Annotated in this window: 16 protein-coding genes; 1 reads left to right on the top strand and 15 read right to left on the bottom strand. The window is 61.2% G+C overall.

What is annotated here, in order from left to right; all coding sequences use genetic code 11:
* Positions 1–3: 3 nt before the first annotated feature.
* The 7 genes from ACI6S0_RS25540 to ACI6S0_RS25510 form a co-directional block, all read right to left on the bottom strand.
* Complete coding sequence (locus tag ACI6S0_RS25540; protein WP_313326563.1) at positions 4–2,010, bottom strand: site-specific DNA-methyltransferase; 2,007 nt, start codon at positions 2,008–2,010, stop codon at positions 4–6.
* Complete coding sequence (locus tag ACI6S0_RS25535; RefSeq protein WP_313326562.1) at positions 2,003–2,773, bottom strand: DUF4391 domain-containing protein; 771 nt, start codon at positions 2,771–2,773, stop codon at positions 2,003–2,005. Before ACI6S0_RS25535 ends, ACI6S0_RS25540 begins: the two co-directional genes overlap by 8 nt.
* On the bottom strand, positions 2,770–6,039 hold the full coding sequence (locus ACI6S0_RS25530) for a helicase-related protein (RefSeq protein ID WP_434406023.1): 3,270 nt from the start codon (positions 6,037–6,039) through the stop codon (positions 2,770–2,772). Before ACI6S0_RS25530 ends, ACI6S0_RS25535 begins: the two co-directional genes overlap by 4 nt.
* A complete protein-coding gene (locus ACI6S0_RS25525; RefSeq protein WP_313326560.1) occupies positions 6,026–6,850 on the bottom strand; it encodes a WYL domain-containing protein in 825 nt (274 codons plus the stop codon). The genes ACI6S0_RS25530 and ACI6S0_RS25525 overlap by 14 nt, the downstream gene beginning before the upstream one ends.
* Positions 6,851–7,109: 259 nt before the next feature.
* Positions 7,110–9,740, bottom strand: coding sequence for an AAA family ATPase (locus ACI6S0_RS25520; protein WP_313326558.1), 2,631 nt, complete (start codon positions 9,738–9,740; stop codon positions 7,110–7,112).
* Entirely contained in the window at positions 9,737–10,846 is a 1,110-nt protein-coding gene (locus ACI6S0_RS25515) for a metallophosphoesterase family protein (RefSeq protein WP_313326557.1), read from the bottom strand. The genes ACI6S0_RS25520 and ACI6S0_RS25515 overlap by 4 nt, the downstream gene beginning before the upstream one ends.
* A gap of 3 nt (positions 10,847–10,849) precedes the next feature.
* Positions 10,850–14,149, bottom strand: a complete 3,300-nt coding sequence (locus tag ACI6S0_RS25510; RefSeq protein ID WP_313326556.1) for a TM0106 family RecB-like putative nuclease — start codon at positions 14,147–14,149, stop codon at positions 10,850–10,852.
* 104 nt (positions 14,150–14,253) lie between these two features.
* Between ACI6S0_RS25510 and ACI6S0_RS25505 the strand changes: the two genes are divergently transcribed.
* A complete protein-coding gene (locus tag ACI6S0_RS25505) occupies positions 14,254–15,237 on the top strand; it encodes a helix-turn-helix transcriptional regulator (RefSeq protein ID WP_313326555.1) in 984 nt (327 codons plus the stop codon).
* A gap of 36 nt (positions 15,238–15,273) precedes the next feature.
* Here the strand turns inward: ACI6S0_RS25505 and ACI6S0_RS25500 are convergent, their stop codons facing one another.
* Genes ACI6S0_RS25500 through ACI6S0_RS25465 form a run of 8 tightly spaced genes read right to left on the bottom strand, consistent with a single transcriptional unit; the run spans position 15,274 to position 23,434 of the window.
* Complete coding sequence (locus tag ACI6S0_RS25500; protein ID WP_313326553.1) at positions 15,274–16,107, bottom strand: DUF3883 domain-containing protein; 834 nt, start codon at positions 16,105–16,107, stop codon at positions 15,274–15,276.
* Between the two features lie 3 nt (positions 16,108–16,110).
* On the bottom strand, positions 16,111–16,803 hold the full coding sequence (locus ACI6S0_RS25495; protein WP_313326551.1) for a HEPN domain-containing protein: 693 nt from the start codon (positions 16,801–16,803) through the stop codon (positions 16,111–16,113).
* A 45-nt stretch (positions 16,804–16,848) separates the two neighbouring features.
* Positions 16,849–17,712 carry an LPD7 domain-containing protein gene (locus tag ACI6S0_RS25490; protein ID WP_434406022.1) on the bottom strand — a complete coding sequence of 288 codons (864 nt, stop codon included), beginning with the start codon at positions 17,710–17,712 and terminating at the stop codon, positions 16,849–16,851.
* Positions 17,702–19,663, bottom strand: coding sequence for a type IV secretory system conjugative DNA transfer family protein (locus ACI6S0_RS25485; protein ID WP_434406021.1), 1,962 nt, complete (start codon positions 19,661–19,663; stop codon positions 17,702–17,704). The genes ACI6S0_RS25490 and ACI6S0_RS25485 overlap by 11 nt, the downstream gene beginning before the upstream one ends.
* Positions 19,647–20,651, bottom strand: a complete 1,005-nt coding sequence (gene virB11, locus ACI6S0_RS25480; protein WP_313326546.1) for a P-type DNA transfer ATPase VirB11 — start codon at positions 20,649–20,651, stop codon at positions 19,647–19,649. Before virB11 ends, ACI6S0_RS25485 begins: the two co-directional genes overlap by 17 nt.
* Before the next feature lie 3 nt (positions 20,652–20,654).
* Complete coding sequence (gene virB10, locus ACI6S0_RS25475) at positions 20,655–21,878, bottom strand: type IV secretion system protein VirB10 (RefSeq protein WP_313326544.1); 1,224 nt, start codon at positions 21,876–21,878, stop codon at positions 20,655–20,657.
* Positions 21,879–21,881: 3 nt separating this feature from the next.
* Entirely contained in the window at positions 21,882–22,739 is an 858-nt protein-coding gene (gene virB9, locus ACI6S0_RS25470) for a P-type conjugative transfer protein VirB9 (RefSeq protein WP_313326543.1), read from the bottom strand.
* Positions 22,736–23,434, bottom strand: a complete 699-nt coding sequence (locus ACI6S0_RS25465) for a virB8 family protein (protein WP_313326542.1) — start codon at positions 23,432–23,434, stop codon at positions 22,736–22,738. The genes virB9 and ACI6S0_RS25465 overlap by 4 nt, the downstream gene beginning before the upstream one ends.
* Positions 23,435–23,587: the final 153 nt, after the last annotated feature.

Raw genomic sequence — 23,587 nt, 5'->3', positions numbered from 1 at the left:
GCCTCAGATTGCTTTGACGTCGGTTGACGGTGAAAGCTGGCGGAAGATCTGCTCGACGTTGATCTTCACCGCATCCGAGACAAAGCCGTTGTCGCGGAAGACGACACGCAAAGGCTCACGCTTCGCCAGCTCCTTCACCAGTTCCTCGGTCACACCACGATCAAAACAGGCGACAAGGGCGTTGTCGTCGACGAAAAACACGGTCTTGCCCTGGACCGTCTCACGGCGGATCGGCAGCGTGAGGTCAACGCCCCAGTCGACCAGCACCTGAAACAGCAGGTCTTCGGACGTGCGGTCTTCCTTCACATTGTCGACCATATCGAGCAGGTCGGACTGCTTCAGCTCGTCCGGGCGGTAGTAGACGTCCTTCATGTTCGATGTGTCCACCTTGAACACCCGAAAGCCAACATCGCGGTTCCAGTCGGGGTGGCATTGGCCTTCCCGGATTTTTTTGCCAGCGCGGCGGATGCGCTCTTTTGAGACTTCAGCAATGGTACTCAAGCCATCGGTTCTATGCTCTGGTTGGAGATCCGTTGCCTCCGGCAATTGAACCATCAGGAACTTCCTGTTTCCGCCATCAGCCGCATTGGCTTCAAGGACTGCATGAGCAGTTGAGGATGAGCCTGCGAAAAAGTCTATGACAAGGTGATCTTCTTTTGCTGCCGTGCAGAGATCAAGGATACGTCGAAGCAGTTTGAGCGGCTTTTTTCCATTTGGAAAAATAATGCCGCCTTCTGCCCCAACGCCACCCGTCGTTTTAATGTCAGACCAAAAATCACCAGCCTTTTGATCGATGTTTTGATCTGCAAAAAGAATCTGTATTCTTGGTGACTTCGTCTCTTGGTTGAAATTTCTTTTGAACAGGTAGAGCTTCCCAGACGAGCTTAGAACGGTCAAGACCTCCTGCGGCGGCAGATCTCCGCGTTGAAGGGCAAGATTCTTTACTGACCCAGAACCAACTGCTTGGATAATGCGCCAAGAATTCTCTTGACGCCACTCTTCAAAATCGTGCCCCAGCGCATATTTTTTGTGGGCTTGCTTGGCCGAAATAATCTTAGCTGGCGCCAGTAGGCTGTCTATGAGCTTAACGTCTTCTTCTGTTGGATGGTCCTTCTCCAGCACTTCCTTGATCTGATCGACCGCTTGCTTCGATAGGTCATCAAGGAAATCTTTGTACTCCTCGTTCCATGTTTGCGCAGGAATTGTGACGGGCTGGACCTTGAGCGATGGAGACTTCCGATAGAAAAGGAGATACTCTTTGAGCTTGGGAAGGCGGGCGGTGATGTGCGACATTTTTACGCCCGAGGCTTCGCTCATCTTAACGGCAATACAGTTCACGAAATTCTCGGTGCCAAATATCTCATCCAGAACAGCGCGACAGCTATGGACTTCATTGTCGTCAATTGACGTAAAAAAGGCACCATCACTTGCGAGTAGGTTCTTTGCAAGCTTTGCTCGGGCATAGAACATGCTTAGCCAGTCAGAATGAAAGCGGCCATTGGCCTCCGGGTTGGCGACTAAACGATTTCCACTTTCGTCGGTCTGATTGGAACGCTGCAGGAAATCGTTAAAGCTTTCCGTGAAGTCGTCGTGATATATGAAGTCTCCGCCTGTGTTATATGGCGGATCGATGTATATCATCTTTGCTTTTCCAAGATAATTTTCTTGGAGAATTTTGAGAGATTCAAGATTGTCGCCCTCAATGAACAAGTTTTGCGTGGTGTCGAAATCCACGCTTTCCTCACGGCAGGGACGCAATGTCTTTGCAATCGGCGCGTTCGCAAGCGCCAACGCTTCCCGCTTCCCCGGCCAGTCCAGCCGATACCGCTCCTGCGGGCCTTCCACGATATGGTCGCTCAACTCCTGACGCATCTGATCAAAGTCCACCGCCAGGCGCACCACCCCCGTCGCCTCGTCGCGCGCCTCGGTGACGCAGCCCGGGAACACGTCGCGGATCTTCGCGATATTCTCCTGGCTCAGGTCGGGGCTATGCATCTTCAGCTTATCCATGGTCGTCCTCTTGGTAATTCGTAGCAGCAGTGCCGGCGGTGCCCGCCGTCAGCTGGTCCAATTCCTGTTTAGCTGCGCGCAGCTCGGCGTTGATAGCCACGCGCTTGTTGAATTGCTTCTCGCGCGCCAGCCGCCCCTTGATCCGATCGACCTCTCGGGTTTTGGCTTTGAGAGCCTCTGCCTGCGCGATGCGCGTCTCTAACGAGACAGGTTCAACTTGCGAGGTCGGCGCAACGGGTACCACCAGCGTGGGTTCGCCTGAACCAAGGATCAAGCGGGCCGTCTGTCTCTCCACCAACGGGCTTAGAAGCCGCTCATAAAGCGCCCCGAGGTTTAACGCCACTGGCAGGGGCGCTCGGGAGACATCCTCGAGTAGCCAGTCACCCTCAAAATAGTCGCCCACCACCCAGCGCGAGCTGTCCGCCTCGTTAGGACGCTTGTAGGCGGCGACCAGCTTGACGCGGTTGCCGTGGACCAGCTCGAAAATCAGCGGGAACGGGATGGCCTTGTCGATGGCGCGCAGCACATCACGGTCCAGCGTTGCCGTCCGCGCTGTGATGCGGAAAATCTGAATCTCGGCCACCTGCTTCGTGGCCGCCAAATTGACTGTCTCGGGGGCCAGCTTGTGGGACCAGATGATCTGATCCACCTCGCGCACGAAGAGGTCCTTCAGCGCGGTGTTGGCACTGGCGTGTTCGTAGATCTTGTTCTTGGGGATCACGCGCCCGAACGCCGCGGCCCGGGGCCATTCGTAGAGGATCATAATCCCCCCTCAATGACCAGGAAGGCGATCAGCTCGAAATCGTCCAACCCCTTGATGGTGTGGGTGAGCGCCGTGGTTCGCCCGCCGCTGAAAAGGCTGTCGATGTCCTTTTCTTCCTTCACCTCGATCATGGAGCGGATCGCGCTTGAGAGTAGGTCGGAATAGCGCCCCATCTGGCGCCCATCATCGGTCCGCTCGTTGAAGACCCGGCAAACCTCCCGGATCGGCTCTATCTGCCCTTTGCAGCTGGTGCGGATCAGATCGAGCAGGCGCTTGACCTCGGTATGGTCGGCGACGATTTCGCCATCGTCACCGATATAGACCAGGTAGAACGGGTGGAGCCGGTTCTGCTGGTTCACGTTCACGCTGTCATGGATGTTTTTCAACGCGAAGATAACGCCGGGCTCCAATCCAAGCTCCGGCTGGGCCGGAACGATGGCATGCATGCCGAAAGGCACGTTTTCGAGCTCACCATGCTCCTTGACGTAATTGAGCAGGTCCATGCGGAAATCATTGAGGCCAAGGTCGGTGATCGAGATGCCGGCCTTCACATCCTCGAGCTCGATCACCTCGTCCTGCAGGCGCTTGAGCTGCTCCTTGCGATAGGCGATGTCGCTCGACTTGGCGGTGAGCACGTTGTCGTCACCAGTTGCGGTCACGTCAGCGATCACCATCCGGTTTTCGACGCGTTCCTTCAGGTTGATGTACTCGTCGAGCGTGATGTCAGGCCAGTAGTTTACCAGCTGAATCTGGCTGTTTGGGGAACCGATGCGGTCGATCCGACCGAAACGCTGGATGATCCGGACCGGGTTCCAGTGGATGTCGTAGTTCACCAGGAAATCGCAGTCCTGGAGGTTTTGGCCTTCCGAGATACAATCCGTGCCGATCAGAATGTCCAGCTCGCCGGGCTCGTTGGGAAGGACGTTTGCCTTCTCCTTCGAGCGCGGCGAAAACAGTGTCAGCACGCTCTGAAAATCATAGGTTTTCTTGAGTGTGGTCTTGGGCGCGTCCGACCCAGTGACCTTGCCAACATGCAGCCCCAGCTGCTGCGCGAAGGCCGCCAGGTTATCGTACAGGTAGTTGGCCGTGTCGGCGAAGGCCGTGAAGATGATGACCTTCCGGTTGCGGGGATTGAGTGGTGCATCGATCTTTTGCCGGAGCAGAGAGAGCAGGTGCTGGAGCTTGGCATCATCGGCTGGTGCGACCAGATCCATTGAGGCGATTAGAGCCTCGATCAGCACAAGGTCTGCGGACAGGTCATGCTTCCATGAGGGCAGATCCATGTCGCCAAGGCTGATCTGCACCTTCTTGCCGACGGTAAACTCGTCGAGACCGCCCAGGTCTTCATCTTCGGAGTCGAAATCGCTGATTTCTTCGATGTGGTCGCTGATGCTTCCGCCGCGCCCGGTTCGCTCGAACTCGGCGATGGCATCGAGCGTGCGCGAAATATTGGTACCAAGCGAACGAAGCGTCAGCCGGAACGCCGCGACCGAGCTTTCGAGACGCTTCAACAGATTGGTTGTCATCAGCGCCTGAAGGCTGCGCTCTCGGTCGGCCTGGCGCAGCTTGCCGCGGCCGCCTTCGACCTGCGTGTCGTAGATGTCCTCGTACTTCCGCAGCCGGCTCGGCAGGATGTAACTGATCGGCGCGTAGACCGCGAGCTTCAGCACTGACAGCTGCGCGAAGATGTCGTTCAGCCCCATTACGTCCGGGCGTTGGGTGATCGGACAATGATAGGAGAGCGGCTTGCAGCGCTGCGGGAATTTGCCGATGTCCTTCGTGTCGTAGAAGGTCTCGATGTGCTTGCGGGACCGGGCGATGGTCACGGAATCGAGCAGTTCGAAGAAATCGAAATCGAGCGCCTTCAGGATCGAGGCCGCGGTGCGATCTTCAGGCGGCAGGGCCGTCCATTCGTTGAACGTCTTCTGGGCGCGCCGGAAGATTTCCTCTATGCTGGTTTCGGTCTTGAGGTTTTTGGCAAGTGCCTCGGACTGTCCTTCATATGCCAGCGCCAGCTGGTTGCGCAGGTCCGTGAAGCGGTTGTTCACAGGCGTTGCCGACAGCATCAGAACCTTGGTCTTCACGCCGGCACGGATGACCTTGTTCATCAGCTTTTGATATCGGGTCTCCCGGTCTTTGAAGATGTCATTGTTTCGGAAATTATGGGACTCGTCGATGACGACCAGATCGTAATTGCCCCAGTTCACCCGGTTCAGCGGGATGCCAAAGGACTCTCCTCGGGTTCGGGATAGGTCGGTATGGCACAGGACGTCGTAGTTGAACCGGTCCTTCGCAAAAATGTTGGTGGTCAGATTGCTGTTGTAGTTGCGCCAGTTGTCCGCGAGTTTCTTGGGACAAAGCACCAGGACGGATCGATTGCGCAGCTCATAATATTTGACCACCGCCAGCGCGGTGAAGGTTTTACCTAGCCCCACGGAGTCGGCCAGAATGCAGCCGTTATAGGTCTCCAGCTTGTTGATGATGCCGGTGGCCGCATCCTTCTGGTAATTGAACAGCTTGTTCCAGACCACGCTGTCCCGGTAGCCGGTCAGGTCGTTTGGCAGGACATCTTCGTCGACCTCCTCGAGGAAGTCGCGGAAGATATTGTAGAGCATCATGAAGTAGATGCGTTCCGGCGCATTCTCCTGATACACAGACTCGATGTGGTCGCAGATGGCGGCCGTGACGTCCTGCAACCTCTCCGGGTCCGACCAGATCTGATCGAACAGCTGCAGATATATCTGTGCGTGGCTCGGATCATCGAACCGCGTGACGAAATTCGAGACGGCATCGCCCTTCTGGTAACCCAGGTCGACCGCGGTGAAGCCGCTGATCGGCATGTAAGCGGTTTCGCCCTCAGCGGCCCCCACATGCATGAACTGCTGCATTGGCGCCTTTGTCCCGTTGGATCGGAATTTGGCCTTCTTGCGAATCCAGTCAGCGCATTCACGGGCCACTGCGCGCTGGGTCAGCTTGTTGCGGAGCTGAATCTCGAACTCAGTCCCGTAAAGGCCGTTCTCTCTCCGCGCCTTCGGAATGAAGAACTCCCGGCGTTCCTTGGTCAGGCGGTCAGTCGCCCCGTTCGGGGTGAAGGTGGGCGCGGTGAAAATGAACTGGAGGCTCTCGACCCTGGAAAGCTCAGACTTGAGCGCCTCGAAAGCATAGATCGAAAAGCAGGAGGCGGCGATCTTTACGCGCGCACCCCGAGCCAGCGACTGCTTGAGATCGTCGCCCCAAAGGTGAGAATTGTTGTCAATGATCTGCATAGATCGCTTCCCGGTTGAGCAGGACAATCTGCTGATCCTGTGGATTGCGTGCGGCGGGGTCGGTATCCAGACCGAGGCGTTTTAGGGCGTAGTAAAGGAGGGAGCGGCGCACCGGGATTGTCACCCGCCCGTCCTGCATCCCGTAATCAAGCTCGATAACCCGCCTTTGGTTGGCGCTGAGTTCCGGGTGAGGTCCGACCTCAAGTTCCAGCACCTGCTGCCAGGCAATGTCCGATGTTGCCTGCTGGCCGGCCGGTCGGGTCTGGCGCGCTTCGACAATCCGGGAAATCACGAAATCGCGATATTCTCCGCTCTTCTCGCAGAAAGACCGTGCGTGCCACCTGAACCCATCGAAGGCCAAGGCATGCGGCGCAATCCAGCGCCACTCCGGATCGGGGGACGACATCGACTGATAGAAAATCTCGATGGCTTCGTGGCGCCGGATGGCGATGATGAGCGAGCGCAGGACAGCCGGATCAATTCCGCGTGCCGGGGCCGGGGTCGCGTCGAAGGCCGGGAGGTTGCCGATCCATGCGTCCTCCCGGGCAACAATCCCTTCCGCTACGGAGCGGACCTGCGACAGATATTGGGTCGCATCGGGCTTCAGGAAAAGCGGAGTGAAGACTGCCCCGCGAACATAGGTCTTGCCGCTCTTATCATAGACCATGTTTTCCGGGGCGAGTGCGATATAGCGGTTGAGGTCGCCCGACGCCTGGTTCTGGGATACGCCGAACTTGTCGATCAGGTCGCTCCGGTTGACGTGGCCCTCCCAGAACAGGCGGAACTCGATGAACTGGAGCTTGTGCTCCACGCCCCACCTGAGATTTGAACTGTCATCCACGAAGCCGCCCCCAACCGAATCCGAATGGGACCAGTTTATTGTTGGATCAGCTTAGGGGGTGCATGCTGCGGGAGCAATCACAAAGCTGGTTAGCCGGCGATTTTTGAGTTCGCAGGTTACGCTTTCAAATCAGGCGGGTGCGCAGGGTTACTTCGCGGGAGTTCGCTCGTAGACACTCGCGGCCGCAGTGTGGAAATCGTCTTCAGTTCTTGCGGAGCGCCACGGCTTTTCAAAGCTGCACGCGGTTTGCGGACAAATGCCGGAATGCCCGGTCCCGGCAGGTAAGCAAAATTACCTGCATACGCTGAGAGGCTTCCTCCAGGATCTCGGTCATCAGATCGAGCCGGCCGTCGTCGGAGTAGACCAGTGGGTCGTCGAGGATCAGCGAAACTGGCATGCCCTGCTCCAGCAGCATGTCGGCAAAGGCGAGGCGGGTGAGGACCGCCAGCTGCTCCTGCGTCCCCTTTGAGAGCGTTCCGCAGGCTTCGCTCAGGCCGGATCGCGTGACCGAGGCCAGACCGAGTTCTTCATCGAAGCTGAGGTCGGCGCCGGGAAAAAGGCGCTCGACATGAACGCGAGCGCGTTGGGCCACAGGGCCAACAAAGGTTCTGGATGCCTCGGCACGCGCCTCGTCCAGCACATCCTTGAGCATTTTGACTGTGGCCGCCTCTTCGTCGAGCCGAGCCAGCGCCTGTGTCGCGGCATCGGCTTCCTCGGCTGCAGCTGCGGCTAGGCTCGCCAGACCTTTGCCACCCTCGCTCTCAATGATCGCCTCAAGGCGGGCGATATCCTTTTCGAGGTCGCTCCGCCGGGTTTGACCAGCCCTTGCCCGGCTATCGATCGTTTCGATCTTGCGGTTGATGGCCTGCACATCATGTGCGGTGGCGTCGCGCTTCGCTTCGGCCAGCTTGACAGCGGCCTGGGCAACATCCTCCCGGGCTTTGGCGATGGCGTCGGCAAGCCCGGCAAAATCGGGCTTTCCTTCGAGCTGAGCGATGCGATCCGAGGCATGGGTCCGATCGCGCTCCGCGCCCGCTTGCGCGGCGGCAAGCGGGCGGTCCTTATCCTCTATTTCTCGTAGGTCCTGAACGGCTTGGTCGTGCAGGGTTTCAGCGCGCACCGCGGCAGTTTCCGCCTCTTCCAGGCTGCGGGTGAGCTGATCGATCGAGATCTCGTCTTCATCGGACGCCGGCGATTCCGCTGGAACACCGGCGACGAACAGCTTGAGAGCATCAGGGCCTGCCGCGAGATGCAACATCGGCTGCGCCGGCGTGAGGCCGGTGATCTTAGTTTCGAGCAGTTGGACGGTCCCCTGCGCGTCGCGAGCAGTATCGTTTCGCGTCCGCGCCGCAGCGAGGTCGGCCACGTCCCATTCGGCTAGTTCCAGTTCCTGTCGCTCGAGCAATTCGGTGAGGCGGGCTTCCGCACTGGCTGCCGTTGCCGGCGGACGGATGACGAGGATACCCCCGCCCAAGGCAATCTGGGTCTCACCGGTCAAGGTGCGCGGGCTATTTGGTGTCAGGGGCTCGCCGCCTATGGTGATGCCCGTAGCGTCGCCCGTAAGCTCGATAGTGGTAGCGCCGGCATTGACGGCGGCCCGCGCTTCCGCGACAGAACGATCATTGGCCTCCAGGCGAGCGAACGCCTCAGCCGGAATGACGTGTGCGGCCTGATGGCGCGCATTGGCCAGTTGCTTTTCTAGATCGAGGAGTTCGGTGTGCCGCTGGCGTGCATTGGTGATCGCCGCGTGGCGCTGCCGCCTAGCGAGACGTGCGTCCCCTTCCACAAGCGCCTGACGGGCTGTGGCGCGATCATCTCGCGCCTTGTCGAGCGCTGCCTTTGCCTCAGCCACCTTTGTGCGTCCCGCTTCCAGCTGATCTGCAAGCTGCTCCCGATCGGCGGTGATTGCGGCCAAAGATTTGCCAGCGGCCGTCAGCGCTTCCTTCGCCGCCTCATGCTGCGATTGCAGATCGTCCAGACGATCGAGGTTTGCAGAGAAATTCTCATGCTCGGCTTTGCGGGTCTCCAGGATCTGCGCAGCAGCCCTGGCGATCTCCAGAGACTGAACAAGACTGGCGCGCTGTTCTTGCTCGGTCTCGTCCGCCAGCTCCCGCTCGATCACTTTCAGTCGGCCGCGCACGGTTTCCAGCTCGCCGAAGCTCTTTTCGAGCGCATCGAGCCGCGTGGTCGCGTCTGCAGCGGTTTGCCGCGCCTGCTGGTCACGATCCCGCGCCGCTTGCCAGCGTCCCTTCGACTGGGCCTTGCCAGTTGGCGTCCAGTAAATGTCATATTGCTCATTGATCCGCTTTCGGACGCGCTCATAGGCAGCGCCGCCGACGATCGTCCCGACCTCTGCCTCCAGCGTCGCCTGGATGCTGCTGCGCACGATGCTGCCGGGCGCCGTCACTTCGAGCGCCTGCGCCTGCGGAACCCAAAGCAGACCGAGCGCGCCATAGGTGGCCGGGTCACCGCGCTGGCTGCTATCCTTGACGAACCCTAGAAGCGCCTGCAGCCGATTTTCAGCCTCCTCGCCCTGCGCCCGGCCCTGCGGCCCCGTGACTTCGACCTGGGGGCCTTTGAGAAAGCGCTTGGCGATTTTCCAGCTGTCGTTGCCAATATCGAAACTGACTTCGATTTCTGGCGCGACCGCCTCGCCATAAGGCGCAAAGCTTTGGGCGAGCTGATTCTTCGTGGCATGGCGGACGAAGAAAGCCGCACGCAGGGCCTCAAGGATCGTGGATTTCCCACTCTCGTTGGGCTCGATGATGATGTTGAGCCCCTCGCCCAGCCCTTCGATCGTCAGGGGCTCGCGGAACTTGCGAAAATTGTTGAGGCTGATCCGTCGCAGCTGGAGGCTCATGCTTGGCTCCCCCGATGATATTCGACAAAGAGCCGCTCCATCGCGCGCCGCGCCAAAATGGCTTCAGTCCCGCCGGCTGCGATTGTCTCGGTGAGTTTCTCAGCCGCTATGCCGAGCAATCCCTCGACCTTGAGATCCGCCAAGTCCTGCTCGCCCGGCCGGCCGACAAGATCGTCCGCCCGGACATCCAGGAAACGGAGGCGATGCCGCAGGTCATCTTCGAGCCGCGACAGGATCTCGACACGGTCGGCAAGGCTCGTGATGCCTGCAAGCGAAAGGCGCAGCAGCGTTGCCGCAGGATCGATAGCCGAGAGCAGCACGTCGCATTCCGCCGAAAAGGCGGCCGTGTCCTGCAAGGTCCAATCCCTGAGCAGCCATTGAAAACGGCCGGTGCGCACGGGTTCCACCTTTGGCTCCACTCCCGGCGCAAGCTCGATCATCAGGGCATGGCCCGGCTCATCGCGCTGAAAACCATCGGTTTCGGGGGTTCCGGCATACCAGGTGCGCGGATCGACCTTGAGCGCGCCATGCCAATCGCCGAGCGCCAGATAGTCGAGACCGGACCGCTTCGCGCGATCCGGCGCGATCTGGTTCTTGGTCTCGCCGCGCGCGGTAAAATCGCGGATCGAACCATGAGCAAGGCCGATCCGCAGCTTCGCGCCTGGCGTTTCCATGCTGTCGAACAACTCGGTCGGATCGTCGAGATGGTGGCGGTGGAGGAGCGGCGCAGGAAGCAGCCAGAGCCCTGCTTCCATCTCCTGCGCGACGGGCTCGGTGAGCAGGATGATATTGTCCGAGGCTTTGTGACGGACGCGGTCCCACAGTCCGCCGTTGCGGGCATAGTCGTGATTACCCGGGAGCAGCCACCAGCGGCAGGGATAGCGCTGCATGCGCGAGACTGCCTGCACGATGACCCTATCTTCGGGACCCTCGGTATCGAAGATGTCGCCTGCGACAATCACATGTTCCACCTGGTTGGCGGCAGCGACCTCGCCGATCCGGTCGATGGCGTCGAAGCGCGCTTCGCCAAGCGCCGCGCGCACCTCGGGCTCGAACCGGCCGAAGGGTTTGCCGAGCTGCCAGTCAGCGGTGTGGAGGAAACGCATGGATCAAGATCCCGTACTGAGAGGCGCAGAAAATGGAGGAAGGGCACAGAGCGTGTTGACGAGCCGCATCTGCTCGATGCTGCTGCAGTTGGCCTCGCGCAAGCGGTCGCTACCAAATACAAGCGCGAGCGCTTTGGCGCGTGAAACCGCGACATTGATGCGGTTGAGCGAGAAGAGAAACTCCATGCCGCGGGCGGTCTCGTCGGCCGAGGAAGCCGTCATGGAGACCAGGCATATAGGGGCTTCCTGGCCCTGGAACTTGTCGACCGTGCCGACGCGGATGCTGCTCGGCAGCCCTGCCCGCAGCGCGTTGACCTGTGCATTATAGGGGGCGACGACGATGATGTCGCCGGGGGCGATAGGGCGCGTGGCGCCGTTCTTGTCGGTCCAGCTACCCTTCAGCAAATCTTCGACCGCAGCACCGATCGCCGCAACTTCCTCAGCGGCAATCTGGGCATTGCCTTCGTGGACGACCGGCACCCAGAAGGCGCCGGCCGTAGGCCAGGCCGTTCCGGTAACGCTCTGGCGCTTGGTATCGCTATGGCTGGCAAGGCGTCCCTCGTAGACCTGGTCGGAGATGAAGTCGCAAACCGCCGGATGCATCCGCCGGGTCTCGGCAAGGAATATGCCCCGATCGGCAGGCACCGTGGCATGCTCGCCCAGCATCCATTCCAGGCATGACAGGTTGGCAGGCGCAGGATGCGCGCCCTGAATGACCTGAGGCAACTGACGCGGATCGCCGACCAGCACGATATTGCGCGCGGCACGACCCATGGCGACCATGTTGGCGAGGCCCACTTGCCCCGCCTCATCGACAAACAACCAATCGAAGCCCTGCACATTCTCATCGCGCGCGAAGAAGAAGGCCGTGCCGCCGACCACATTGGCGCGGGCGAGGATCAGGTCATCATTGGTCGTGGCGCGGTGAACGGGACAATCGCTGGCATAGCCATCATCGCCGCCGGAAACCTTGTGGGCAAACGAGACGGGAAAGGTGCCACCTTCTTCCTCGCTAGCACGCAGGCAGCCGAGCAGGACATTGCGGATCGCTTCATGGCTGTTCGAGGCGACCGCGACCCGATGTCCCGCTCTGACCAGCGCCAGGATCACCCGGGCCGTGACGTGCGTCTTGCCCGTTCCCGGCGGTCCCTGGATCGGGAGCAACGTCTGGTCCATGGCGTGCGCCGCGGCAATGGTGCCCGCCACCGGTTCCCCGCCGGAGAGGATATCGCCGTCGATGCCGTTCAGGCGCGGGGCGGCGCCCGACAGCAGATCATCGACGGCAGACAAGCGCCGCGGCCCGCATTGATCCTCGATGACGTCGCGCACCGCTGCGGCCAACACCTTGGTATCGAGCGGCCAATCCGGATGCAGGGTCAGCCGATCGGTGAGGAGTTCGGCCCTTGCCACGCCGACCTTCAAGGTGATCGTGCACGCATCGCGATCCAGCGCCTCAATCGCAACGGTTGACGGCGGTCCGTCAATCCCGGGCACAGTGGCCTTGCCGCCTTCGCGCAATTTGGTTTCCTGAGACGGAAAGCGATAGGTGCGCATCACCGAGCGCTTGATGGGTTCGATTCCGGATATCGCCTCGAGTCCCGCCAAGGCGTCGAGATCATCGACAAGCTCTTCCTCATCGCGCGCCGCGCTGTCGAAAACGGTCCACTGAGCAGGCTTGGCTTCACGCTTGTGGAACAGCCCCAGATTGAACAGCAATTCCTGACGCTCTGGAGTCAAAGAGGATGCGGCCAAGCGATCGCGCAGCGCCGTCGTTTCCTCGTCCTCGACCACCTCCTGCTCGGCCGCGTCTTGTGCAAGCACGGGCCAGGCACCATCGGGCCGGATGCCCACTAGCCAATCGCGCAGAAGCTGGGTCGACTGGCAGTCGACCCGATTATAGTCCTCGATTTCGTCGAGGATTTGTTGATCGCCCGTCTCGCGCCAATTTTCATAAGCAACGACCGACCCGCCCGCCGTTTTAACCTCGCCCTCACGCCTCAAACCATAAAAGGCTTCCAGCGCCTTAATGGAGTAGCTCGGTTCGGAAGCAATGAGTGCGCCGCGCACGACCGCATAGAGGTCAACAAAGCGGCGTTCGCGCATGAGGCGGTCGAGAAAGGCCTCGCCGATACCATAGCGCGTGGTGAGACGCCGCAGCGCGGTGATCTCATAGGGTGCATAATGATAGATGCGGGCCTGCGGATAAGCCGTGAGGCGATTACGAAAAAACGCAAGCAACCGTTCGAGCGCTTGCGCTTCGGCCGCATGGTCATGAGCCCAGAAGGCATGGAAACTATCATCGGCCCACACGCCGTGCAGATATTCAAGGCCTCCCTCATAATGGGGGTCGCCCTCGATGTCGTAGAAGAGATCGCCCGCCTGCGGCCGAGGGAGCAGGTCAAAGCCTTTGCCTGGCTGTGCCGGACGCAACTCGAAGGCGGGTTCGCCGGTTTTGCGCGCGTGCTGCAGTCTGGCCTGGCCGACAAGCTTCTCCGCCGTCGCACTCGCAACGCCGCGCACCGGGCCGTCATGCCGAGCCAGCGCGGCCATGGTTTCGATGCCGGATGCCTCCAACTTCTTCACTTGGCCGCGTGTAATATTGGCGATCTGGAACAGGCTGTCCTGGCTCGCGAGGACGGCGTCGCAATGGTCGGCCCATCGGCACAGCGAACAATCCGCGCATGGGGTCGGCCGCGTTGGAACAGGGGAAACAACAAAGGCCTCAAGCTTAGCCCGCGCACCGCGCGCATAATGGGCATAGTCGGCCAAACGCAGCATCGCGCGCGTCCCATTGCCGAGCTGCACATGGGCATGTTCCGGCATCACGCCCTGGATCTCTGCCAAAAGGTCGGAATAGAGCACGAGCTGCAGCACATGCTTGGGATGGGCTTTGCGCTTGAGCTTAGTGTCGGTCACTTCATAACTGAACGGCCCCAGCAATGATGGTCGCTCGACCCGCTCAAGAAAATCGGACCAGCCACCCCAGCGCTCGGCCAGAAAAGCTCCTTGGAAGATAATCTGCGAGCCTTGTGCCAAGGCCGCTCGCGTCTCGTCCGCATTCTGTGCAAGGTCGCCGCGCGCAATCTCGACGACCCCGTTGCCCGCGTCTTTCAGCTTCTCCAAATGGGCGGCCTCATGGGCATCGCCTTGTTTCTGAAGCAGCGCGGCATCCTCGGTATCTTCCCGGGGAGTGAGCGGCTCGCCGCGCATATAGGCAAGGTCGAGCGCTGTCGCATGCGCGCAGCCGACGAACCGCATCAGGTCGGTCGCTGAAAACAGGATGGTGTTCCCGATCGTCCTCACTTGGCCCCCTTGATTGCCCAACGCCACCCACGAGGGAATCACCTCGACAGGCGCTACCCTGTTCCTTAGCATGCAAGGGTGTCAATCTCTGACATGGACGTATAATGACTTTCGCCAAGGCCAACGATCTTCTGCGCCTCGCCCAACTCGCCGCCTCGCGGCGTTTGGGCATCAGTCTTGAGGAAATCTCTCAGGAATTCGGCATTTCGCACCGCACAGCGCAGCGCATGACGAGCGCACTGGAGGATAATTTCGCGAATGTCGTTGTTGTGGAGGATGATGATCGCCGCCGCCGCTGGCGCATCCAAAGCCCCATCCCCGAGCGGCTGCAACCCCGCCAGGAGAACACCATCGAGGCGCTGGAAATTGCCGCTCGCGCAGCCCGAGATGAGAACCGGCTTCGCCATGCCCGTGCGCTGGAAGATCTAAGAGACAGCCTGATCACGCGCCTCTCCCCGCGTGATGCGCTGCGGTCCGAAGCCGATGCGGAGGCGGTCCTATCCGCGTTGGGCCAAGTGGCGCGGCCAGGCCCAAGGGTCGCGATGAAACCCGAGGTCACCGACGTTCTGATCGAGGCCCTGCGCGGACCGTTCAAAATGCGTATTGTCTATGGCGACACTGACGCAGAAACCCGGACGGTCGAGCCGCATGGGTTGTTGCTGGGATTGCGCAGCTATCTCGTTGCGCGCCAGGCTGACCGAGGCGAGAATCTCCGCCATTTTCGTCTCGACCGCATTCATAGCGCTGAATGTCTCGATGAGAGTTTTCCCATCCAATCCGGCTTTTCCTTAAACGATCATGCCGCGCAGGCCTTCGGCGCCTATCAGGACCCCGCCCAATATGGCGAGATCGTCTGGCGTTTTCTTCCCGAGGCAGCCTCGCGTGCGGCGGAGTTCCAATTCCACCCCAACCAGTCGGCCGAATATCGGGACGACGGCAGTCTGATTGTCCGGTTCAAGGCCGCAGGCTGGCTGGAAATGGCCTGGCATCTCTATCAATGGGGCGACAAGGTCGAGGTGCTCGAACCGGCAGGACTGCGAGCGCTGGTCGAAGGCCATGCGCGTCCCGATTTCCCGGCCCTGCCCTGATCGACCGATTTGTATCGCCCCTGGTGGCGGCGGCTTTCAATTGAGCTCGGCGAGGAAGCTGGTCGCCGTCAATTGTGCGTGATCGCTCAGGGGCGAGCGCAGCGTGAAGGCGCTTGGCGCACGGGCGAAATTCCACAGCCGCATGAGACACCATTCCTCGCGCCTCGTATCGGCGACGGCCAGCTCATTGCGAGAGATATGAAAGGGCGTGCGTTCCCATCCGTTGGTGGTCTTGACCTCGATCAGCTTCTCGCGCCCGTCCGTTTCAAAGCTTCGGATATCGAAGCCAAAACCATCGCCATCCTGCACAGATGTCCAGCGGACTTTGTCCGCGAGATCGTCGCGGCCCGCGGCAGATAAATGACGGCGCTCGTGATGCAGCACACATTCTTCACCCGCCTTGCCAAGCGCCCGGTTGCGCGCATCGCGCTCGGCGACATCATATTTGCGGCCGATCGCGGCCATGAACGCTGGATCAATCGGCGACGGTTCGTTGCGCACCGTCGGCGGCGGCCCGATCCGCAGTGATCCTTGCGCTTCCGGTACGTTCAGGGCAGCTCTTGAGAGCGTGTCGGGAGCCAGCCATTCGGGCCGCGCCTCCAACCACCGCAGGACGCCATCGACCAGCGCATTCTGGAAATTGGCGGCCGGCTTGTAGCCCTCGATCCAAGGCTGACCGAGGCCGAGCAAGACCGCGCTGATGTTCTGATGCTTGAACTCGATTGAGCCCTTGCTACGGTCGATCACGGCTTGAAGATCGCGGTTTCGCGCCGCTTTATTGAAGGAGCGACCAACCAGCTCGTCGGTGAGCATGGCGAAATAGTCGGCGACGATGTGATCAATTTCCTGATCGGACCAGACTTCCGCCACAGCCTATTCCACCACCGGGTAGTTCGGCATTGGCCAATCATGCCCGGCATTGTCCATCATGAGATCGATGAAGATCGGCAGCAAGCAGCCGAGCAGCGCGGCGCCCTCCCTGACCTGGGCGCGATTGACGTCGCTGTTCCATGTCGAGCCACCATGCACCAGTTGGTTGCGCAGCACATAAAGCCGGTCGAACAGGATCGAGAGTATCTTGGCCGTGTCATGATTGCGCAGTGCGGCGCCTATCGCTGTTCGCGACCGCTCGAGCCTGTCAGCCCAGTCGGCATAGCCGGACGCACCATTGTGATGCTGCCAAAAGGGATGGAAGACATAGCGGTTTGCGAGCAGCAGCCGGATTTCCTGAGGGAAGCGCTGCCAGACCATGTCGTAGATGCGATGTTTGCCATCAAAGCCCACAAGGGTTGCGAAAAAGGCCTGGAACAATCCCCGCTCACCCTCGGGGATACCAATCACCCGCGATGCTTCAACGTCGCCGGCATAGGCAGCGTTGAAGCCGATCCAGAGCAGGATGAAACGTACATCCTCATCGGCCTGCTCGGCCTCGGCACGGCGCAGCCACGACAGCGCGCGATGCACCCTGAGCGTCAGCGGCTCCGGAAAATCGCCACGCAGCTCGCGCTGCTTGGCCTTCAAGATCTCATGGTGCAGCGGGCTGCCGGGCGGATAGCGATAGGCCATGACCGATATGGTAAAGCCTTGCTGGTCAGGCTCAATCCCTCTCGATCAACGGCCTCGAGATCGTTGCAGCGGCGCTCGTTCCTTGCCGGGTTCCTGCCGGTTCCGGCCTGACGGCTCAACCGCCCGGACCGAGGTGTCCCGCACCTTGGCTGCCTGAAACTGCCGACCTGCCTGCAGATGCGTTTGCACCTTGTCGTTTGCCACCTTCATTACCCTGGCAACGGCATCGGGATTGTCGAACAAGGCCGCGCGCACCACCGCCTCAATCACGCGAAGCTGGCTCTGGGCCGCCCGCGCATTCTTCACCCGGCTTTGCTCCGACGATGTTTGCCTAGACGCCTCATCGGGCTGGCGTCGATCCCGCCCAGGTTCGCGCGACGCCGGCGCAGTGACGGCAGGGGCGATGCTGTTACGACTAGCATCGCGACGCGCTCGGTCCAGCTCCTGCAAATCCCGTTCGCTCGGCCGATATCCCTGTACTTCCAAACCTTGGCGACTGGCTTCGAGCCACGCGGCCCTTCGGAACGTCTCACTGCCGGTAACATGGACGTGTGACCACCCGCGATGGCGAGCGATGGCAACGAGATCGCGCACAACTTCGTCGCTCTCGCTGGAGGTGATGAGCCGTCTGCCCTGGTCACGGAACGCCGGTTCCTTAGCCTGCGCACTCGTGAAATAAGCAGGCTCGCCCGACCATTTGTTCGTCGTGGAGAAATAGCGCTTTCGCAAGGCATCAGGAATGTCACCAGACGGCGCCGCCTGGAGAACGGACGGATCGATCGACTTCCCCTTCTTGGTTGCTTCGGGCGACGATTGCGCCGCGTTCGCCGACTTGGCTGCCGCGTCCTGAGCGATCGTATTGCTACGCTTGCTCATACCGCGTGGCACCACAGGTTTTTCAGCGGCCATGATCTGTCCTTTCCTGGATGAGGGGTGAAGATGACGCCCCTTCCGTCTGCACGAGCGCCCGCTCGATCATCGATGACACGAAAGCGATGGCCGCTGCCTCATCGCCGGGCGGCGGCAAGTCGGTCAGGTCGCCCAGGACCAGCATGTCATCGGTAATCTTAGCCGCGCCCGCCAGTTCACCATCGGTCATTTCCCGCATCTTGATCTCCTCCAGCAAGGCCCCGCCCGTGCTCTTCGCCGTTGGTCCCTCCGCGTCATTGTAAGGGGACACCACCTGATGCTTGCCTGGCGGCAGAACAGTTGGGGGCGTAGCAGCGGGGATAGGCCGCGACGGCAGAATAGGCGGCGACAAAACGCGCCGTGTGAAGCGCGGCATTCGATAAAAGGCGATCTTCCTACCACGAACCGGCGCGATCCCGCCGCGCAGCAACAAGAGCTCGGTCTTGGGCATCTGCATCAGCTCCTGCGGCAGCAGGAGGGCGCGGCGCTGATCGGATTCCGATATGCTGCGATTGGCCAACAGCCCATGAATCGTTCGGCTGCGCGATTTCACATTCATTGTGAAGGAGCCGAGCCGCTCCGACAGCTCGTTCGCGACCTTCAGCTCCTTGGGCGTGAACACCACCTCAAGGCCGCAATTGGCGATGATTTCGTCGGTAACATCGGGACCATAAATGGCCCGCAGCTGCGCCCGGCTCTGGATCACCGGCAGCAGGCGCAAGCCGTATCCAGCGACATAGGAAAAGCCGCCCGCGATGACCGAGGCCTTCCCCAGCCTTGCGAATTCATCGAGCAGGATCAGGACTGGGACATTGCTGGCAGCGTCGGGCAAATCGCGCGTGTTGAGATCCACCAGCTGCTGCAGGAAGAGGCTGTAAACCGGCGCGATCCGGTCGATATTGTCGGGCGAGACACCGAGATAGATCGACATGCGCCGCGCCCGGACTTCGCGCAGGTCGAAATCGCTTGCCGAGGTCGCGGCATCGACCACGGGGTTGAGCCAGAGATTGAGCCGCGCCGTGATCGTCTGCTTGATCCCGGAAAAGGTGTTGTCCGAAGCCGAGGCGAAATCCTGGATTGCCGAGACGCATGCCTGACTTAGGCGCTGTCCTGCCCCCCTCGCCTCTTCCAGGGCCTTGGGAAGATCGCTCTTGGGATCCCCAGTGGTCAGCCGTCGATAGATCTCGCCGATCGTGAAGGGCATGCCAGGATTGGCAGCAACGAGCGCGCCGACGCCGATGAAGGCCGCCCGCGCCGCTTCGGCCCAAAACGGGTCCGATCGTTCCGGCGCGGGGAAGAGCATGACTGCGATTTTCTGAAGCTCGTTGACGACTTCGGTGTCATCGGCTCGCCGGATATGCGCCAGGGGATTGTACCGTGCCGTCCGCCCTTCAGGGTCCAACGGATCGAAGAGGTAAACCGATTGACCGGCACGTTGGCGATAACCGGCGCTGGTACTCCAATTCTCCCGCTTCACATCGAGCACGACGACCGAATCCGGCCAGGTCAGCAGATTGGGGATGACAACACCGACGCCCTTCCCGGCGCGCGTCGGCGCTTCGAGCAGGACATGCTCGTTTCCGCCGAAAATGAGGAAACGCCCTGCTTTGCGTCCAACGACAATGCCAGACGGGGCACGCAGCCCCTCGCGTCGGATTTCGCCCTCGCGTGCAAACCGAGCCCTGCCGTGCAAGGATGGGCCTCGCCGCAGGATCGTGAGGACAAGAAGCGCGATTACGGCGGCGCCGGCCATCGCACCCCGCTTGATCCAATCCCCGAGCAGTGGATCACCACGATAATACCAGAGCCAGGCCGGCAGAGTGCCGAGATCGATATTAGGTCCGATCTGCCCGAGTCCGAACAAGGCAACGAACAGGGTAATGACAGCCCACAACAGAATTGCGCCGATCACGCACAGGCCAATCGCCCAGGGACTACGCTGCGCCAGCATCGCCCATCCTCGGCTCGAAATAGATCTCGTCGACCTCAAACCGCCCGCCGTGACGGCGTGTCTGCACAACGACGTCGACGAGCATGCGAAGGAGTCCGCGAATATCGTCGCGGGCGAGATCGCGGCCGCCTTCCGATTCCTTGACGAGCAGCGTCAGCTGTTCGAACGCGCCGGCGGGTGAACCGGCGTGGACGGTCGTGATCGATCCGGGATGCCCGGAATTGACGTTCCTCAGATAGAAGAATGCGGTGCCGTCACGCAGCTCCTGGAGCAGGATGCGGTCGGGCCGCATGCGCAGCGCGCTTTCGAGCAGCTGCTTGGCGCCAACCTTGGCCAGGCCCTGCCCCTCGCTCGAATAGACCATATGGACGACATTGCGATGAGGCACGACCAGCTCACGGGTGTCTTCGATGGTGAGCAACCGCTCCTCCGGTGGGATAAGCTGGATGAGCGCTTTCGCGAGGGTCGTCTTTCCCGAACCCGTGGCGCCACTGACCAGAATGTTCTTGCGTGCCGGAACGGCGACCTTGAAGAATTCCGGCCAGTCGCCCGCGTCGCGCAGCGCCACTAACCGCGCATCGACATCGGTGAGACCCTTGGCGCTGGCGCGCGTCATCCGGAACAGCCCGGCCCCAGCCAGTTGGTCGATCGGCAGGGTCACGGTCGACGGTTTGCGGATCGTGAAGGAAGGGCAACCGCTTGGGGTGACCGACGGTATGACGATCTGGCAGCGCTCGCCGCCCGGCAGGACCGTCGAACAGATCGGAGACTGACGATCGATATCCTGGTGCGTGAAGCTCGCCGCGGCAACAGCCAGGGTAGAAAGCCAGTCGCTGTCCAGCTCCGGCATCTCCTGCCAGCACCACCCTTGGCGGTCCTCGATCCCCGCTTCTCCCGGGCGGTTGACCACCAGCTCCGTGACATCCTCCGGTTCCAGGAGGGGCAGGAGCGGCGCGAGATAGTGACGGAGGACGGCGGTATCGCGCATGGCTTACCGCCGCAGTTCCAGATTGTAGACGTCGGCGAAGTTGAAATCCTTGGCGACGAAGATGCCGACCTCCTCGCCCTGATTCTTCTTCAGGACCGACCGGATATTGATATTGTTCTGCAAGGCAATCGCCGCGCCTTCGCTGGGCGCCCGGGTCACATTGTTGAAATTGCCATTGCCGCTCGAGGCGGCCTGTCCGGCGATATAGGCGGCATCATCGACGAGTGAGAGGAGCAGGGCGCCGCCAAAACGCGCCCAGAAGAAGCTGTCGACCGCGCCTGCAAGCCCGGCTCGGCCGAGTGCATCGGAGCCAGGCGAGGCAAGATCGATCCGCACGCCCTGGGGCGTTACCGCTCGCGTCCAGAGGACGAACAGGCGATTTTGCCCTTGCTGGATGCCGCCGCGATATTCGCCGAGAACGCGCGTGCCCTTTTCCATGAGTACGACCCGGCCATTCTCGGAATAGACGTCTCGCGGGATCAGGCAGGACGTGTAACCGGGCTGCGCGGAATTGATGGCGGTTTGCAGAATGCAGGGGATCAATGTGCCCGCCGTAATCAGAAAATTGCGGTTCGGCAGCATCGAGGCCCGCGCTTCCCCGGTCGAGGAGCTTTGCCGCAAAAGATCGAGCGCGTTGGGCGCCCTGCCCTCGCCGCTCTCTGGCGCTCCGGCAGCGTTGTCGGGCGCTTCGCCGGCAGCCCCTGCAGCTGTGGGCGCGCCGGCCTCGCGGCCAAGATCGCGACCTCCATAGGCGATCAGCGTGGACCGCCGCGCCTGCTCGGCAAGCGTTGGCCGAGCGGCACTGGTCCCGCTCGGTGCCGCGCCCGGCTGCATGGCGGGCACAATTTGGCCTTCAGGTCCGGGAACGCCAGCGGCAGGATTGAGCACCGGCGCATTGGGATCCGTGTCGGCTGCCCCGAGCGATCGGCGTTGAGGGGCGACCGCGGCATAATCGACTGTTTCCCGAGCGACGATATCGGGTCGTTCCCGGGCTGCACCTGCCGGCGCGGTGAGGTCACGAGACGAGGATTGCTGGCCCGTGCCGGAATTCACCCAGACAATACCCAAGACCATTGCCGTGCCGGCGAAGATCAGCGCGGTGTTGCGCCGCGCGGGCGTCGTGCCGCCGATCGGCTCGATTCCACGCTCGTGAAGAATTTCGTGCCTTTCGGGCGTTGGATCGGCACCGGGCAGCGGGCGCACGACAGGGGACGGTTCATCGGCCATGGTTCATTCCTGCGGATGGGAGATGGTGCGCTCGACGTGAGACGATCCGGTATTCGTTCCATGATCGACGCCATAAGGTTCGGGCGCCTGGTTATAGATGCACAGCACCTCGCCGCCCCGGCGCAGGCGCAGTTGGCGCGCCACCAAATGAACGACGACGAATTCGTCGCGAACGTCGAACGGAACCAGCGTTTCGGACCCGTCTGGCCTCACCAGATAAACGGCAGGAACTTCCCGGTTCGCCGGAAACCGCAGCACCGTGAATTGGCCGTTGTCAGAGACCTCCGACGGCTGCAGATCGCTTGAACCCTGAACCTTGTAATTCATGTTGCGCGACCCCTCGATCACCGCATGGTCGAGGGCACCGCGAACAGCCTGGGCCTCCAGCGCCGCCGCTTGCATCGCAGCCTGTGCCGCTCTCAGGCGTTCGGCCCGCGCCGCCTCGTCCCGCGGATAGCGGAAACGGACCTGGAAATAGGCCTGGCTGGTGCGACCGGTGATCGGACCACTGCGAGCCGTGAGTTCAAAGGCATAGCTTCTTAAGCTTCCGCCGCGAGACGTGGTGACGATAAGGTTGGTTGGTCCAGCGCGTTCGCGCGGCTTGAGGAACAGGATGTGGCCGGCCACCGCCACCTCCCAAGAGACGGTGTCGCCCAGCGCTACGTGCTGAATCGTCTCGCCCTCGCTCAGAACTATTTGGGTTGCTGTCCGGAAGGTCCCGACGATGCGATAGACCTGCGCTTCCTCATAATCGACGAACTTGACGCGTGGGTCAGACGCAGCGCCACGCGGGACCTCAACCGCATGGGCTGCAGAAAGGGATGCAAACGCAATGAAAACCGCAGCGACCAATGTTTTCACCGGACCACCTCCGGGTCGGAGCGGTAATTCTCGACCTGGAAGCCAAGCGGGTTTCGGTAGCGATCCCCCTCGGCCATTGGGGCGTTGGCATAGGCGAATGTGACCGTAGCGATCCAATCGCTGCTCTGCGTATCCGTCTCGGTCTGGACGATCCGTGTGAATCGCACATTGGCAACCCGATCATTGATGAAGGCGATGTTGCGCACCCGCGCCTGGACGACTGAGTTTTTCCCCCAGGCGTTCTGGGGACTGGCAGCATTGTTGTTGCTGAAGAAGCGTGCCCAGCGCTGCTGCTCCGCCGGCTGCGACAGGATTATCACGAAGCGGAAATTCTCCTCGGCAGCCGCCGGTATCCAGCTTTCGCGTGTGCGGACATATTGCGCGAGGAAATATTTGGTGACCGCCTCATCATAGCGCATCGGCCGCTGGGTCAGCGCCGTCTGGACATCCACCGCGCCCGTCGTCTGATTGACCCGAATGACATAGGGCACGACGGTCTTGAGCGGGGCCAGCGCGGCGACGGCAAAAATGGATGCGGCCGCAAGGACTGAGGTTACCGCCGCCACGGTCCAAGCCACGCGCGTCGATCGCAATGCCGATCGAACCCTGTCCTGGTCCCAGCTTCGCGCGTCCCGGAAATAGCGCTGTAGCCCCGATACAGGCACAGCCTCCGCGCCATTGTCAGCAACTCGCATATCGAACGTCCCTTGGCGCAAAGGAAACCTTGTCGTCCGGAAGCGCCGGCACTGCAGGCGGAGGCGGTGGATCGCCCACCTGCGGATGAGACAAGGGAGGAATGGGCGGTGCGGGGCGCGGCGCTGTAGTCGCTGGCACCGGCGATCCGGGCA

It is taken from the genome of Sphingobium sp. DN12, assembly GCF_051058005.1.
GTDB lineage: Bacteria > Pseudomonadota > Alphaproteobacteria > Sphingomonadales > Sphingomonadaceae > Sphingobium > Sphingobium yanoikuyae.
This window is presented reverse-complemented; position numbering and strand designations above follow the sequence as displayed.